This window comes from Streptomyces bikiniensis, assembly GCF_000716625.1.
Classification (GTDB): domain Bacteria; phylum Actinomycetota; class Actinomycetes; order Streptomycetales; family Streptomycetaceae; genus Streptomyces; species Streptomyces bikiniensis.
In genome coordinates this window covers 23251-37287 of sequence record NZ_JNXJ01000044.1, presented here as the reverse complement: position 1 = coordinate 37287, position 14037 = coordinate 23251, and the positions used below count along the sequence as shown (strand labels likewise).

Here is a 14037-nt window from a genome sequence, read left to right as displayed (position 1 = left end):
GGTGGTCAAAGACCGGCAAAATGTAGCGCACGCGTCAACGGCGGCCGCCGTCCGCCCGGAGATCCGGACGGACGGCGGAAGGCCGCAGGGGGCGGAGCCGGGGTCGGTGGCGTCCCTCTAGATCCCCGGCGGGAGGTTCTTGGCGCGCGAGCGCACCTGGAGGGCCGTGACGATCTCGACGGCGCCGACGGCGACGAGCCAGATGCCGCCGAGGAGCGTGAGCACCGCCGCCGACTCCAGCGGGGACACGATGAGGACCACCCCGGCCAGTGCGCTGACGATGCCCAGGAAGACCTGCCAGCCGCGGGCCGGCATCGCCGGGTCGGAGGCCGCCGCCACGGTCTGGGTGATGCCCCGGAAGAGCCAGCCGATGCCGATCCAGAGGGCGAGCAGCAGGATCGACTGCATCGCGCCCCGGAAGCAGAGCAGGCCGAGCAGGATCGAGAGGGCGCCGCTGATGAAGGCCATGACCCGCAGCGCGGTGCTCACATGGGTGCCGAAGGCGGCGACCAGTTGCATCACGCCGCTGAACAGCAGGTACAGGCCGAAGAGCACCCCGGCCACGACCAGCGAGGCGCCCGGCCAGACCAGGACGAGGACGCCGAGGACCAGCGCCACGACGCCGGCGAGGAGTAGGGCCTGCCAGGCGGCGCCCGCCAGCATGCCGAGGGGCCCGGCCGAGGTCTCGCGGTCCTGGGGGCGCTCATGGGATCGGTCGTGAGTCTGCGTCATGGGACGGGAACCGTTCTGTTCGTGGCTGTTCGTGTCTGTTGGTGGGGAAGGGGCCGTTCGTGAAGAAGGCCGTTCGTGGGGAAGGCGTCAGAACGGGGCGGCGCGGCCGCTGAGGAAGGGAGCCTCGGTCAGGGCCGTGTGCTCGGTCTCCGAGGGGTCCACGCTCTCGTCGGGCGCGGGGATGAGGGGCAGCCCGGCTCCTCGGCACCGATGAGCGCGCCCCGGGCCTCCGGGAAGCGCGCGGCGAGCGCGTTGCACAGCGGGATCGAACCGTCCTGCCCCGCCTGTGTCATGTCCTTCCCGTGCGCCTCGCGGAACGCCGTCCCCGGGTGCCGTCGTTCGCGAGCCCCTTGACCGACGTGGTGCCGTGCCCGTCGCGGAGGCCGTCGAGCATCCGGACGGGCGCGGCCAGGTCCTCCTGCGCCCCGGCGCACCAGCGCCCGGGCCCTCTCCCGCAGGGCTGCGGTCTCGGTGGACTCGGCGGTCATGCGCACCCACTTCCCTCGGGCCGCCTCCGGGGCACGGCACGCGACGGTCCCGGGACGGCGACAGCCCTCCCACTAAAGCAACAGCAGACATATGCCGCAAAAGGTGACCCGGGCGGAGTACGGATCCGGACCCCGGGCGGCGGGAGGCCCGGAGGGCGGTGACAGTGGACGGCGTACGCGTCCCCCTCCCGCACCTGGAGAACCCCATGGCCCATCCCAACCGGCGCGATCTCGGACTGCTCGTGCTGAGGGCCGGCACCGGCGCCGTGCTCGCCGCGCACGACGCGCAGAAGCTCTTCGGCTGGTTCGGCGGCGGGGGAGTCGAGGGCACCGGCAAGGCGATGGAGGCCATGGGCTTCTCGCCGGGCCGGCAGAGCGCGATCGCCGCCGGCCTCGGCGAGGCCGGCGGCGGCGCCCTGCTCGCCCTCGGCCTCGCCACCCCGGCCGCCGGAGCCGCCGCGGCCGGCGCCATGGCGGGCGCCGTCTCGGTGCACGCCCCGGCCGGCTTCTTCGCCCAGGGCGGCGGCTACGAGTACCCCGCCTTCCTCGGCTTCACCGCCGCCGCGATCGGCGTCGCCGGCGCCGGGCGGTACTCCCTGGACCACGTCACCGGGCACGTCCTCGACCGGCCCTGGGTGGTGGCGGTCGCCTTCCTCAGCACCGCGCTCGCGGCCGCCGCCGTCGTCGGCCGCCGCGCCCAGGGCCGGGCCGCCCCCGAACCGGACCCCGAGCAGTCCTAGAAGGGCCTGACGGGGACCCGCACGCGTTCGCCGCGCGGGAGGGTTAGGCTCGCCGGAGAGGAAGGGACGGGCGCCGCGCATGAAGATCGATCTGACGGACACCAATTCCAGCGAGATCAACAAGACGATCCTGAGGGGCCGCAGGGACGTCGGCACCCCCGCCGTCGGCGCCGTGCTCACCCTCGTCGTCGTCACCGACGAGGAGAACGCCTACGACGCCGTCAAGGCGGCCAACGAGGCCTCCCGGGAGCACCCCTCCCGCATCCTCGTGGTCATCAAGCGCCACGCGCGCACCCCCCGCGAGCGGCACGAGACCCGGCTCGACGCCGAGGTCCGGCTCGGCAGCGACGCCGGCTCGGGCGAGACGGTCATGCTCCGGCTCCACGGCGAACTCTGCTCCCGCGCCGAGTCCGTGGTCCTGCCGCTGCTCCTGCCGGACGCGCCCGTCGTGGTCTGGTGGCCCGTCGACGCCCCCGAGGTCCCCTCCAAGGACCCGCTCGGCTCGCTCGCCCAGCGCCGCATCACCGACGCGTACGCGGTGGAGGACCCGCTCGGCGTCCTGGAGACCCGCGCCGCCTCGTACGCCCCCGGCGACACGGACCTCGCCTGGACGCGGCTCACCCCCTGGCGCTCGATGCTGGCCGCCGCGCTCGACCAGACGCCCCTCGCCGTGACCTCCGCCGCCGTCGAGAGCGAGGCGGAGAACCCCAGCGCCGAACTCCTCGCCCGCTGGTTCGAGGTCCGGCTCGGCGTCCCCGTCGACCGGATCGTCACCGACGGCCCCGTGATCACCGGCGTCCGCATGGGCACCGCGGACGGCGAAATCCTCATCGACCGGCCCGAGGGCCCGGTGGCCCGCCTCGCCATCCCCGGCCAGCCCCACCGCGTCCTCGCCCTGAAGGTCCGCTCCACGGCGGAGCTGATCGCCGAGGAACTGCGCCGGCTCGACCCCGACGAGGCCTACGCGGCCGCCCTGCGCGGCCGCGCCTGACCCGGGCGGCCCCGGCCACGACCTGCGGGCGCGCTCGCTCCCGGAGCGGGCCGCGCGCTGCTACGAGGAGGCGTACGGACTGCTCGGCGAGACGGCGGCCGGCATGCGCGCCCGCGACCTCGCCCGCGCCGCGACCGCGGCGGCCCGCGTCCACGAGGGCCCGGACGGCGGCGCACTGGCCGAACTCACGCTCCGGGAGCGGCAGGTCGCGGAACTCGCGGGCGAGGGCCTGAAGACCCGGGACATCGCCGCCCGGCTCCTCGTGAGCCCCCGCACGGTCGACGTCCACCTCACCCGCATCTACAGCAAGCTCGGCGTCCACACCCGCGCCGCCCTGGTCCGCCTGATGGCCCGCGCGGCCTGAGCACGGCCCCCCCCGCCCGGAGCGGAGGGCCGTGCCCGGGCGGGCCCCGGGCGGTCAGCCCGCCGTGGGCAGGTCGAGCAGCCGGTCGGAGGTGAGGATCGCCCGGTGCAGCAGGCGCAGCGAACGGTGCGGTTCGAGACCCAGCTCGGTCCGCAGCACGCGCTGCGCCGAGCGGTAGACCTGCAGGGCCTCGGCCTGCCGCTCCGAGCGGTACAGCACCAGCATCAACTGCCGGTAGAACGACTCCCGCAGCGGGTACTGCGCGGTCAGCGTGCTCAGCAGCCCGATCACCTCGCGGTGCCGGCCGAGCGCCGTGCGTGCCTCCACCGACAGCTCCAGGCCCTGCAGCCGCTCCTCCTCCGCCCAGGTCGCGAACGAGGTGAGGACCGGCCCCTCGGCCATCCCGTCGAGCACCGGCCCCCGGAACAGCCCCACGGCCCGCTCGAAGCACTCCAGGGCTTCCTCGTGCCGCCCGGCCGCCCGCAGGCCGCGACCCAGCCGCATGGCCTCCTTGAACTCCTCGACGTCCCAGCCGGCCCCGTCGAGCCGCAGCTCGTACCCGAGCGGCCGGGTGACGATGGCCCGGCCCTCCGGCGCGCCCGAGCGGGCCAGGAACTTGCGCAGCTGGGATATGTACACGTGGACCGCGGCCGACGCCCTGCGCGGCGGCCTGTCCCCCCACAGCTCCGTGACGAGCCGTTCCTTGGTGATGACCCGGCCGCTGCCGATGAGCAGGGTGGCCAGCGTCGTCTCCACCTTCGGGGCGGACAGCGAATGGCTCTGCTCCGCGTGGAGAATGCGGAGAGGCCCAAGGATTTCGTAGCGCACCGAGTCCTCGCCCAGTAGGGGAACAGGTGTCCGTGCTTCAGTGGCTGATTCACTGTCACCTCCCCTCCGGGGTCCACGCATCGGGGAAAGTACGTACGTATCGCGCACCGGCCGGACCGGACGGTCGCGCGACGGCCGCGACCTCCGGCTTTGGCACCGCTTTGGCCCCCGGCCGGAGAGTGCGGGGATGCCGCTCTTCGTCCTCCGCCGCCTGGCGGGGCTGTGGGAGGCCCTGATCGCCTTCGGCCACCTCTGGGTCCACATCCCCACCCCTCCACCCGCCGACCGCACCGACCCCACCGGCCCTGCCCCCGGCCACCCCGAACGCCTCTGCCCGGAACTCCCGCCGACGAACGGGAACGAGCGCTGTGGGAGGACCTCACGGGCGGAACCCGATGACACGCGGCGGGACCGGCGGGCCGCGGGTCGTCAGGAACAGGCCGTTCATGCCCGGCCCGGCCGCCCGTCGCGAGGTACTGGCGGACGTGCCCGCCACCCACTCGTTCGGACTGTCGGTGACCTCCTCGTCCTCCTCCCGGGCGCCCATCAGCCGGCCTCGACGCCGACGTGCGTGCGGTGGTGCCGCGGAGCGTCGATCTCGTCGAGCAGCGCGATCGCGAAGTCGGGCGGGAGGTGCGGCTGTCCGCCCCGGCCGGGGCCGTCCGGTACCCGCCGGTGCGGGCGCCGCCGTGGTCGAAGTCGCCCGCCGGGCTGAGGACCGGCCGGTCCGGGCCGGAGGCCGCGGCGCGCAGTGCGTCCGTCCCCGCCGCGTGCCCCAGGTGGAAGGCGTGGTACTCCCGGGGCAGCCGGGGGTGTCCATGGGGAGGTCCCCGGAGGCGGTCTCCAGGGCCGAGGCCAGGCCGACCCGTCCCCGGTCTCGAAGCCGAAGGAGGCGGGCACGGTGATCCCGCGCCGCTTCAGCGCGAGGTGGACCGGCGTCACGTGCACCGCGAAGGACAACAGGGCCGCGCCGATGGCGAGCGGGATCGCCGCGGCGACGGGGCGGACGACCCCCTCTCCTCCGCGTGCGACGCCGACCCGGATCGTGTGGCCGGCGCAGGCGAGGAAGAGACCGAGGACGACCGCCTGCCGCCGCCGGCACTTCGGGTGGTACTTCACCTCCTCCGTCTCCTCCGGGGGAGCCGGCGGGGTGACCGTGACGCGGGCGCTGCCGGCCGGGTCGCGCCGCGCGGGAGCACGGCGGTCAGGGCGGTGACGAAGGCGGTGGCGGCCGTCGGGTCGCCGCCGTCCACGGGGTGCACCGTGCTGCCGGTGAGCACGATCCCGACGTGCTGCCCGTCGGCGGTACGGGCCTCCCGGACCACCGCGAGGGGGATCTCCGTGCGGGCGCTCCGGTCGACGAGCCGGAGGCCGCCGTCCTCGAGCATGGCCTCGGTGCCGTCGCCGCCACCGACCGGTATCCGTGAAGGGACCGTCACGTTCGCCCCTGTCGGCAAGTCGCTGATGCGCCACGGCGCCGTCCGCCGTCGTGCTGCCGGAGACCTACCGCGAGGAGGAACGGCCGGCCGCCGCGGTCACGCCCCGGGCTCCTTCATCAGCTCCACCAGGGTGGAGAAGCTGTCCGCGGCGTGGCCGGCGTCCATGCCGCGCCGGAAGAGTTCGACGGCCGAGGCCGGAAGCGTGGTGTCGACGCCCGCGTCCGCGCTGGTGCGCAGCACGTGTTCGACGCTGGCCGTCCCCATGGCCAGGCGGTCCACGTCGCCGGTGTGCCGGCCGGCGTCGATGCGCCCGGCGTAGAAGGAGAAGAACCCCGGCAGCGAGTGCGCGGTGTCCACGGCGTGCGGCAGGACGTCCGCCGCCTTCAGGCCGTTGGCGTCGGCGAGGGCGACCGCCTGCCAGTAGCCCAGCATGGAGGTCCAGAACATGGTCATGCCGATCTGGTACATCAGCGCGGCGAGCCCGGGATCCTCGCCCAGGTGGTCGGTCCGCCCCGTGAGGACTTCGAGCGCGGCCCGGTGCCGGTCGAAGACCCGGCGCGGCCCGCTGTAGAAGCTCGCCGACTCGGCCAGGCCGATCCCGTCGGGCGGCACGGTGACGCCGCCGGTCAGCTGGACGGCGCCCCGCCCGGCCGCCCAACGGGCCGCGGCCCGTGCCCTTTCCGGCGTGTCGGAGCTGAGGTTCACCAGGACCCGGCCGGCCAGCGCGGCGCCGGCGGGTTCGAGGACGGCGTCCACGGCGTCGTAGTCCGTGAGGCTGAGGACCACCAGCTCGTGGGAGGCGAGGGCCTCCTGAACGTTCGGCGCGAGCACCGCGCCGCGCGCGACCAGGTCGCTCGCGCGTGACGCGGTGCGGTTCCAGACGGTGACGTCGTATCCGCGGTCGAGGAAGGCGCCGGCCATGGCCCGCCCCATGGGGCCGAGACCGATGACGGTGACGGACTGCTCGGTGTTGCTCGTGACGCTCATGACGAGATTTCCACCTCTCACTAGAACGAACGCTCTACCCAGAGTTCGGAGGGAACGTATCACGGCACTGGAACGAACGCTCTATTCAGGGAACCGGGTACTGTGCCCGCATGCAGAGCAGCACACGGGACCGGATCGTCGTCGCCGCCTCACGCCTCCTGCAGCGGCAGGGCTACGTCGGCACGGGAATCAAGCAGATCGCGCAGGAGGCGCGGGCCACCCTCGGCTCCGTCTACCACTTCTTCCCGGGTGGCAAGGAGGCCGTCGCCATCGCCGCGATCGAACACGGGGCCGGGGAATTCGCCGCGCTCCTGCGGGAGGCGCTGGACGGTGACGACGACCCGGCGGAGGCGGTGGCGGCCTGCGCCCGGCAACTCGCCCACGAACTGCGCGAGTCGGGGTGGACCGACGGCTGCCCGGTGACGGCGGCGGCACTTGAGACCCTCGGCACCGACTCGGAGATCCAGCGCGCCTGCGCCGACGCGCTGCGCGACTGGGAGCGGTTGGTCCGCGACAAGCTGCTGCGCTGCGGCTTCCCCGCCTCGGACGCACGGGAACTGGCGACCACCGTCGTCTCCGCCCTGGAGGGGGCCGAGGTCGCCGCCCAGGTCGGCCGCAGCGAGGAACCCCTCCTGGTGACGGGCCGTCAACTCGCCCGGCTGGTGCGCTCGTACGAGATCCAGGGCCTGTCCCCGTGAGGGCCCCGGCCCCTGGCGCGCCAAACCCGGCACTCCGCCCACCGACGGCGTCCCCACCAGCTACTGCGCGGCCGTCCGGTTCACCTGCCGGGCCACGATCGTCGACGAGCCGGAGTCCGAGCCCGAGCCCGAGCCCGAGGCCGAGCCCGAACTGCTGCGCCGCCAGATGGCCCACTTCCAGCCCGACGGCGACCGTCTTCCGCATCGGCCCCGCCGCCGTCGCCTTCCCCGGCACCCTCGTCGCCGTCGTCACCGCCACCGGTCTGCGCGGCCGCGAACCCCGGTCCCGCACCGCCGCCCAGTCACCGCCGCCGACGAACTGCGGGACCTGCTCGCCGAACACCCCACCCGTACCGCCGCCCACCGCCTCGACCCGGCACACCCGCCGGAACCACCGACCGGAACCACGTCCCGGAGTCCCCGCCGGAGCACGCCCCGTACGCGCGTCCAGGCCGGCCGCCACCCCACGAGGAGACGCACCATGCCCGCCCGCCCCAGCATCCTGTTCGTGACCGACCTCGCCTACCAGGCCCGGGGCCGGCGCTACTGCGACGAGGACATCCTCCTGACCTCGCGGCTGCGCGAGACCTTCGACATCGCCCAGTGCCATCCCCTGGACGCCGCGGCGCTGATGGACGCCTTCGACGCGGTCGTGGTCCGCAACAGCGGGCCGGTGCTGCACTACCAGGAGGAGTACGACGCCTTCCGGGCGGAGGCCGCCGCCCGGGGCACCCGGGTCTACAACCCGCTGAACGGGCGCGGGGACATGGCGGGCAAGCAGTACCTCCTCGACCTGACGGCGGACGGGTACCCGGTCATCCCCACCGTCGACCGCCCCGAGGACCTGCACGTCCTGCCCCGGGCCGAGAGGTACGCGGTCAAGCCGAGGGCCGGGGCCGACTCCATCGGCCTGACCTTCGTCCCCCGGGACCGGCTCGACGGCCTCCCGTACGGCGACATCCTCGTCCAGCCGGGCGTCGACTTCCGCTACGAGGTGTCCTTCTACTACGTCGACGACGCCTTCCAGTACGCCCTCCACGCCCCCGACCCCACCCGGCGCTGGGTCCTCGAACCCTACGAGCCCACCGGCGCCGACCTCGCCTTCGCGCGCCGCTTCATCGACTGGAACACCCTCGACCACGGCATCCAGCGGGTGGACGCCTGCCGCACGCAGGAGGGCGGACTCCTCCTGGTCGAACTGGAGGACCTCAACCCCTACCTGTCCCTCGACCGGGTCCCCGACCGCACCCGCGACGCCTTCGTGACCGCCGTGACGGCCTCCCTGCACCGCTTCCTGGACACCGCGCCCCGCGCCTGAGACGACGCCTGCCGCGTACGGCCGCCCTCAGGAGGACATGCCGGCGGGGCTGCGGTTCAGGGCGCTGTCGGGGCGGGCGGTGAGCTCCTCCCAGGTGCCCTCCCCGGCGATGCGCCCGGCCTCCAGGACGGCGGTGCGGTCGGCCCGGCGGATGGTGGCGCGGCGGTGGGCGATGACGACGGTGGTGCGCCCCTCCCGGTGGAGCGCGGCCGCGATCCGGGCGTCGCTCGCGTTGTCCAGGTGGGCGGTGGACTCGTCGAGGACCAGGACGCGCGGCCGGGCGAGGAGCGCGCGGGCGAGGGCGACGCGGGCCCGCTGTCCTCCGGAGAGGGTGGCGCCGCGCTCGCCGACCGGGGCGTCCAGCGGAGCGATCCGGCGCCTCCGGCCTCAAGTCCCTGGCCACGGCGATCGAGAAGGCGAAGGTGCCGGCGGTCTTCGCGGACTCCTCCCGGCCCGACCGGCTCGCCCGGGCCCTCAAACGCGAAGGCCACGTGGACGTACGCGTCCTGCCCCTGTTCTCCGGATCCCTGACGCGACAGGGCGGGGGCCCGCCACCTACCTGGAAATGATGCGCGCCAACACCACGGCCATAGCCGACGGCCTCGGCGCGCCCACCCCCACCGTCCGCCCCACGGCGGGCACCGAAAGGAAGACCCCGTGACCAGCACGACCCGCTCCCGCGCCACGGCGGGCATCACCCTCCTGCTCGCCACCTCCCTCGCCCTGACCGCCTGCGGCACCGACGGCACCGACACCACCGACGAGCCCGCGGCCGAGGAGAACAGAACAAGCCCGGCACTCCGGCGAAGCCAGGCACCCCGACGAAGCCCGGCACTCCGGCGAAGTCGGTCACCGACCCGCTCGTCGTCACCTACGAGGGCGGTCTCTACGTCCTGGCCGGCCGGGCCCTGAAGACCGCCGAGGACGTACCCCTGGCCGGCTTCAACCGCGTCAACCCCGCAGGCGACGACCGCCACGTCATGCTCTCCACCTCCGAGGGCTTCCGCGTCCTGGACGCCGTCGGCCGGCGGCTCACCGGCATCGCGTTCGAGGGCCCCAAGCCCGGCCACGTCGTACGGCACGCCGATCGGACCGTCCTGTTCACCGACGGCACCGGGCAGGTCACCTCCTTCGACCCCCACGACCTGGCCAAGGGCAGGCCCGCCACCAGCACGTACACCTCCGCCAGCCCCCACCACGGCGTCGCCGTCGAACCGGAGGACGGCCGGCCGGTCAGCACCCTGGGCACCGAGGAGAAGCGCACCGGCCTGATCGTCCTCGACGGGGACCGCAAGGAGATCACCCGCAACGAGCAGTGCCCCGGCGTCCACGGAGAGGCCACCGCCAAGGACGAGGTCGTGGCCGTCGGCTGCGAGGACGGCGTCCTCGTTCACAAGGACGGCCGCATCACCAAGGCGAAGAGCCCCACGGCCTACGGCCGGATCGGCAACCGGGCCGGATCCGACCTGTCCCCGGTCGTCCTGGGCGACTTCAAGAAGGACGAGGACGCCGAACTCGAACGCCCCCGGCAGGCCTCCCTGATCAACACCACCACCGGGAGGACGAACCTGCTCGACCTCGGCACCGGCTACACCTTCCGCTCCCTGGCCCGCGGCCCGCACGGCGAAGGCCTCGTCCTGGGCACCGACGGCAGGATCCACGTCATCGACCCCGAAGCCGGCAGGGTCACCGGGACGATCCCGGTCATCGGCGCCTGGCAGGAGCCCTTGAACTGGCAGCGGCCGTACCCCGCCCTCTTCGTCCGCGACCGCACCGCCTACGTCACCGCCCCCGCGACTGGGCAGGTGGTGGAGGTCCGCCATGAGGAGCATGTTCTCCTCGCCGGTGATCAGGCCGTCGACGGCGGAGAACCGGCCGGTGACACCGATGGCGGCACGGACCGCCTGCGGGTCGGCGGTCAGGTCGTGCTCGCCGGCATGCAGGTCGCCGGCGTCGGCGGTGAGCAGCGTGGAAAGGATCTTCACGGTGGTGGTCCTGCCGGCGCAGTCGGAACCGAGCAGTGCGAAGACGGTTCCGGCCGGGACGTGCGGGTCGATGCCGTCGAGGACGCCCTTCTCACCGTACGACCTGCGCAGACCCACGGCGGAGATCGCGGTCGGTGACGGACCTCTGTCCCTTCGAGGGAGGGTGTCGGGCGAGCTCGTGCCGGAGCCCCGCGCGCAGGGGAGCGTCGGAACGGCTGAGCCAGGTACCGCGAGCAGTTTCGCCCAACGCGGTGGGTGGGGGCTGCGGCTACGGGGAGCCGGTCGGCGCGCGCCCGTTTGCGCCGCACCGATGCGTACGAACCGCGCCTGCGGGTCACTGCGTCCCCAGGCGCGGCGGCGCTGGATGAGCGGTCGATGCCCGTGGTGCGGTAGCCGAGGCCGTGGAGGTGGCGGGACAGGGTACCGTCGCCGCTCCCGACGCCGGGGGCGGCGCGTCCGTGGCCGGGGTGCTCGTCCAGGATCCGGGTCTCGGCGTCGCCGCGTGTCAGGGGCACCAAGCACCCCTCTCGGGCAGGCAAGCGTCCGCGGAGCGACCGCGTTTGCCGGCCTTCGGCCCGCAGCAGGCGCCTGGGCGTGGTCCCGGGGCGGAACGGATGGTTCGTCGATGGCCCGACCGCGCGCCCGCGGCATGCGGTTCCTCTTCGAGGACTGTGACGGCGTCGTCAGGGTGGTGACCCGCTGGGAGCCGGGTCGACCGACGGCCGAGGAGCACGCGAAGCAGTGGCGCCTCGGCGGTGCGGGACGACGTGCCGCCCCACGGGTGAGCGCCTCGACGGCCGGGGCGGAGCCGCGGTCTCCGTGCCCCGGTTCCTCCTGCCCCGCCGAGGGGACGGGCCTCGGCGGGCGTGACGACCGGAGGAACTGCTCGACGCATTCGCCGTTCGGGTGCCACCGGCCGTGTGCCGCGATCGCGGATCAGGGCCGGGCGGTGCCTTCGCCGTCGGGAAGGAAGGGGAAGATCCGGTCGAGGCCGGTGGTGCTCATGAGGCGGAGGGTGTGGTCCGGGACGGCGGCGAGCAGGCCGCGCAGTTCGGGGGCGGTGCCGTGGTCGAGTGCGCCGAGGACCTCCGGGACGGGACCGGTCGCGGCGTCTCGGGCGGTAATCTTCAGTGGGCTCACGCCGTGTTCTTCGTCGTCGACCCGGGTGCCGGACGGGCGGGGACACCGAGGGCGAGCAGGGCGGTGTCGTCGTCCAGGCCGTCGCCGAAGCCGTCCAGGAGGCGGCTCAGCGCCTTGATGAGGGCGTCCGGGGGCTCTCCGGCGTGGTCGGCGGCGAAGGCGAGGAGCGCTTCGTCGCCGTAGAGGGTGGTGCGGTCTCTGCCGGTGCGGGCTTCGGTGAGGCCGTCGGTGTGGAGCAGGAGCGTGTCACCGGGGTCCAGGGTGGTGGTGGCGACGGCGAACGGCGCGGTGGGCAGGATGCCGACGAGGAGGCCCCCGGGAGTGGGGAGGCGGCCGACGTGGCCGTCGGCGCGCAGGACGAGGGCGGGGGGATGGCCGCCCGAGGCGAGGCGGACGTCCGCCCGTCCGGTCTCCCCGTCGGGTTCGACGATGCCGAAGACGACGGTGCAGTAGCGCGGGTCCCCGGCGGTGTAGCGCTCGTGGAGGACCTTGTTGAGGGTGGTCAGGACGGCGGTGGGGTCGGGGTCGTGCAGGGCCGCGGTGCGCAGGGTGTAGCGGGTCAGGGAGGTGACCGCGGCCGCTTCGGGTCCCTTGCCGCACACGTCGCCGAGGAAGAAGGCCCAGCGTTTGCCGTCGAGGGGGAAGACGTCGTAGAAGTCGCCGCCCAAGCGGTCCGGTGAGGCGGTGCGGTAGTGGGCGGCCGTCTCCAGGCCGGGGATGGTGGGCAGGACGTCGGGCAGCAGTGACCGCTGGAGGACGGCGAGGGCCTCTTGCAGGCGGGCGCGATCGGCCTCTGCCTGCCGGCGGGCTTGTTCGGCGGTTCTGCGGGCGAGCAGGAGCTCTTCTTCGTAGGCGCGGCGGTCGCGGGCGTCGAAGACGGTGGTGCGGATGAGCAGGGGGTCGCCGCCGTCGCCGCGCTTGACGACGGAGGAGACCAGCACCGGCATCCGCCCGCCGTCGCTCCGTTTCATCTCCAGGGCGATGCCGCCGATCTCCCCCCGCATCCTGAGCAGGGGCGCGAAGTGCGTCTCGTGGTAGAGCCTGCCGCCCACGGTGAGCAGGTCGGTGAACCGCATCCGGCCCACCACCGCCCCGCGTTCCAGGCCGAGCCAGTCCAGCAGGGTGGCGTTGACCTTCGCGACGGTGCCGTCCATCAAGGTGGACAGGTATCCGCAGGGGGCGTTCTCGTACAGTTCCTCGGCGCTGTCCTCCAGCAGCGCGGCGAACGCCGCGGCCGGCGCCTCCTCGCGGTTCTCGTGGTCCGCGCCGTACGGACCGGACTCCCGTCCGGTGCGGCACATCATCGCAGGCCCGCCAGGAAACCGGTGATCGCCTCGTTGGTGGCCTCCGGTGCGGACAGGTGGGGGCAGTGTCCGGTGGCGTCGAGGGTGACCAGCGTCGAGCCGGGGATCGCCCGGTGGACGAAGGCGCCCACCTCCCGGGGGGCGACGACGTCCTGGGCGCACTCCAGGACCAGCGTCGGCACCGTCACCTTCTTCAGGTCGTCGCGCGAGTCCGAGAGGAACGTGGTCCGGGCGAAGACGCGCGCCATGTCCGGGTCCGTGGCGCAGAAGCTGTTCGTCAGCTCCTCGCCGAGTTCGGGACGTTCCGGATTTCCCATGATCATCGGAGCCGTCGCCGACGACCACCCGAGGTAGTTCGACTCCAGGGACGCGAGCAGCTCGTCGATGTCCTCACGGCTGAAACCGCCCCGGTACCCCTCGTCGTCGACGTACCGCGGGGACGGCGCGACCATCACCAGCGCTCCGATGCGCTCCGGCGCCGCGTCCGCCGCCAGCACGCCGGTCATCGCGCTGACCGAATGGCCCACGAACACCGCGTCACGGAGGTCGAGCGCCTCGCACACCTCGACCACGTCCCGGGCGTAGCCCTCCAGGGAGCCGTAGCGTTCCTCCGAGAACGCGGACGGGTCCGAACGCCCCGAACCCACGTAGTCGAACAGGACGACCCGGTGGTCCCGCGCCAGGGCGGGCACGGTCAGCCGCCACATGTTCTGGTCGCAACCGAACCCGTGGGCCAGCACCACCGTCCGTCCGCGCGGGTTTCCGGCGACGGTGACGTTGTTCCTGCGTTCGATGTCCATGTCCCCACCCTCTCAGGCGGGGTCCGCTTCCCCCGCATCGCCGTGGAACCCCCACAATCCCACCACTGCTTCCATGACTCCCGCGCACCCCGGATCACCACCCCGGCCGAAACGGTCGTCGTTCGAGGGCGGAATGGGAACGCCGCCGTGATCTCCGGTCCCGCCCTCGGTCACGGCACGGACAGGGGGCCGACCCCGGCGGTGGCGGTGGAGGGAACCGGAC

General features: G+C 73.8%; 14 protein-coding genes and 4 pseudogenes. 9 read left to right on the top strand and 9 right to left on the bottom strand.

The window, feature by feature from the left end; genetic code table 11:
* Window positions 1-117: 117 nt before the first annotated feature.
* Window positions 118-732, bottom strand: coding sequence for an HdeD family acid-resistance protein (locus OO47_RS27555; protein ID WP_030220277.1), 615 nt, complete (start codon window positions 730-732; stop codon window positions 118-120).
* Window positions 733-1426: 694 nt separating this feature from the next.
* Between OO47_RS27555 and OO47_RS27550 the strand changes: the two genes are divergently transcribed.
* From OO47_RS27550 to OO47_RS27540, 3 genes are all read left to right on the top strand, one after another.
* The gene (locus OO47_RS27550) at window positions 1427-1960 is read left to right on the top strand and encodes a DoxX family membrane protein (RefSeq protein ID WP_030220274.1); all 534 of its coding nucleotides are present in this window, start codon (window positions 1427-1429) and stop codon (window positions 1958-1960) included.
* A 79-nt stretch (window positions 1961-2039) separates the two neighbouring features.
* Window positions 2040-2951, top strand: a complete 912-nt coding sequence (gene opcA / locus OO47_RS27545; RefSeq protein ID WP_030220271.1) for a glucose-6-phosphate dehydrogenase assembly protein OpcA — start codon at window positions 2040-2042, stop codon at window positions 2949-2951.
* Window positions 2952-3054: 103 nt separating this feature from the next.
* On the top strand, window positions 3055-3315 hold the full coding sequence (locus OO47_RS27540) for a helix-turn-helix domain-containing protein (protein ID WP_030220266.1): 261 nt from the start codon (window positions 3055-3057) through the stop codon (window positions 3313-3315).
* 54 nt (window positions 3316-3369) lie between these two features.
* Here OO47_RS27540 and OO47_RS27535 read toward each other — a convergent pair whose 3' ends face one another.
* Window positions 3370-4071 (bottom strand): AfsR/SARP family transcriptional regulator, encoded by a 702-nt coding sequence (locus OO47_RS27535; RefSeq protein ID WP_234323316.1) that lies wholly within the window; start codon window positions 4069-4071, stop codon window positions 3370-3372.
* A 259-nt stretch (window positions 4072-4330) separates the two neighbouring features.
* Here OO47_RS27535 and OO47_RS38150 point away from each other — a divergent pair, with 259 nt between their 5' ends.
* Window positions 4331-4858, top strand: coding sequence for a DUF6059 family protein (locus OO47_RS38150; protein WP_234323315.1), 528 nt, complete (start codon window positions 4331-4333; stop codon window positions 4856-4858).
* Between the two features lie 400 nt (window positions 4859-5258).
* On the opposite strand, the gene OO47_RS27525 is transcribed toward OO47_RS38150, so the two are convergent.
* Together OO47_RS27525 and OO47_RS27520 are read right to left on the bottom strand one after the other, a co-directional pair.
* The gene (locus tag OO47_RS27525) at window positions 5259-5582 is read right to left on the bottom strand and encodes a hypothetical protein (RefSeq protein ID WP_158708704.1); all 324 of its coding nucleotides are present in this window, start codon (window positions 5580-5582) and stop codon (window positions 5259-5261) included.
* Window positions 5583-5678: 96 nt separating this feature from the next.
* Window positions 5679-6569, bottom strand: a complete 891-nt coding sequence (locus OO47_RS27520; protein WP_030220256.1) for an NAD(P)-dependent oxidoreductase — start codon at window positions 6567-6569, stop codon at window positions 5679-5681.
* 110 nt (window positions 6570-6679) lie between these two features.
* Between OO47_RS27520 and OO47_RS27515 the strand changes: the two genes are divergently transcribed.
* Window positions 6680-7267: a TetR/AcrR family transcriptional regulator gene (locus tag OO47_RS27515; RefSeq protein WP_030220254.1), complete on the top strand. Its 588-nt coding sequence runs from the start codon at window positions 6680-6682 to the stop codon at window positions 7265-7267.
* A 481-nt stretch (window positions 7268-7748) separates the two neighbouring features.
* Complete coding sequence (locus OO47_RS27510) at window positions 7749-8585, top strand: ATP-grasp domain-containing protein (protein WP_030220247.1); 837 nt, start codon at window positions 7749-7751, stop codon at window positions 8583-8585.
* A 27-nt stretch (window positions 8586-8612) separates the two neighbouring features.
* Here OO47_RS27510 and OO47_RS35545 read toward each other — a convergent pair.
* Window positions 8613-8948 (bottom strand): annotated as a pseudogene (locus OO47_RS35545) (ATP-binding cassette domain-containing protein); the annotation flags it as partial.
* A gap of 14 nt (window positions 8949-8962) precedes the next feature.
* Between OO47_RS35545 and OO47_RS38665 the strand changes: the two are divergent.
* From OO47_RS38665 to OO47_RS38140, 3 genes and pseudogenes are all read left to right on the top strand, one after another.
* Window positions 8963-9246 (top strand): annotated as a pseudogene (locus OO47_RS38665) (metal ABC transporter solute-binding protein, Zn/Mn family); the annotation flags it as partial.
* Entirely contained in the window at window positions 9243-9497 is a 255-nt protein-coding gene (locus tag OO47_RS38830) for a hypothetical protein (protein ID WP_158708703.1), read from the top strand. The pseudogene OO47_RS38665 and the gene OO47_RS38830, both read left to right, overlap by 4 nt.
* Window positions 9479-10351 (top strand): annotated as a pseudogene (locus tag OO47_RS38140) (hypothetical protein); the annotation flags it as partial. The gene OO47_RS38830 and the pseudogene OO47_RS38140, both read left to right, overlap by 19 nt.
* On the opposite strand, the pseudogene OO47_RS38135 reads toward OO47_RS38140, so the two are convergent.
* The 4 genes and pseudogenes from OO47_RS38135 to OO47_RS27490 form a co-directional block, all read right to left on the bottom strand.
* Window positions 10346-10696: pseudogene (locus OO47_RS38135) on the bottom strand (ATP-binding cassette domain-containing protein); the annotation flags it as partial. The pseudogenes OO47_RS38140 and OO47_RS38135 sit on opposite strands and share 6 nt — an antisense overlap.
* A gap of 810 nt (window positions 10697-11506) precedes the next feature.
* Window positions 11507-11710, bottom strand: coding sequence for a hypothetical protein (locus OO47_RS27500; protein WP_030220244.1), 204 nt, complete (start codon window positions 11708-11710; stop codon window positions 11507-11509).
* Complete coding sequence (locus OO47_RS27495) at window positions 11707-13011, bottom strand: PP2C family protein-serine/threonine phosphatase (RefSeq protein ID WP_030220241.1); 1305 nt, start codon at window positions 13009-13011, stop codon at window positions 11707-11709. The genes OO47_RS27500 and OO47_RS27495 overlap by 4 nt, the downstream gene beginning before the upstream one ends.
* Window positions 13011-13814 carry an alpha/beta fold hydrolase gene (locus OO47_RS27490; protein WP_030220239.1) on the bottom strand — a complete coding sequence of 268 codons (804 nt, stop codon included), beginning with the start codon at window positions 13812-13814 and terminating at the stop codon, window positions 13011-13013. Before OO47_RS27490 ends, OO47_RS27495 begins: the two co-directional genes overlap by 1 nt.
* Between the last annotated feature and the right edge of the window lie 223 nt (window positions 13815-14037).

Coding starts and splice junctions, on each gene's coding strand:
- OO47_RS27510 (WP_030220247.1), top strand. CDS start 7,749: ATGCCCGCCCGCCCCAGCATCCTGTTCGTGACCGACCTCGCCTACCAG.
- opcA (WP_030220271.1), top strand. CDS start 2,040: ATGAAGATCGATCTGACGGACACCAATTCCAGCGAGATCAACAAGACG.
- OO47_RS27540 (WP_030220266.1), top strand. CDS start 3,055: ATGCGCGCCCGCGACCTCGCCCGCGCCGCGACCGCGGCGGCCCGCGTC.
- OO47_RS27520 (WP_030220256.1), bottom strand. CDS start 6,569: ATGAGCGTCACGAGCAACACCGAGCAGTCCGTCACCGTCATCGGTCTC.
- OO47_RS38150 (WP_234323315.1), top strand. CDS start 4,331: ATGCCGCTCTTCGTCCTCCGCCGCCTGGCGGGGCTGTGGGAGGCCCTG.
- OO47_RS27490 (WP_030220239.1), bottom strand. CDS start 13,814: ATGGACATCGAACGCAGGAACAACGTCACCGTCGCCGGAAACCCGCGC.
- OO47_RS27555 (WP_030220277.1), bottom strand. CDS start 732: ATGACGCAGACTCACGACCGATCCCATGAGCGCCCCCAGGACCGCGAG.
- OO47_RS27550 (WP_030220274.1), top strand. CDS start 1,427: ATGGCCCATCCCAACCGGCGCGATCTCGGACTGCTCGTGCTGAGGGCC.
- OO47_RS27495 (WP_030220241.1), bottom strand. CDS start 13,011: ATGTGCCGCACCGGACGGGAGTCCGGTCCGTACGGCGCGGACCACGAG.
- OO47_RS27515 (WP_030220254.1), top strand. CDS start 6,680: ATGCAGAGCAGCACACGGGACCGGATCGTCGTCGCCGCCTCACGCCTC.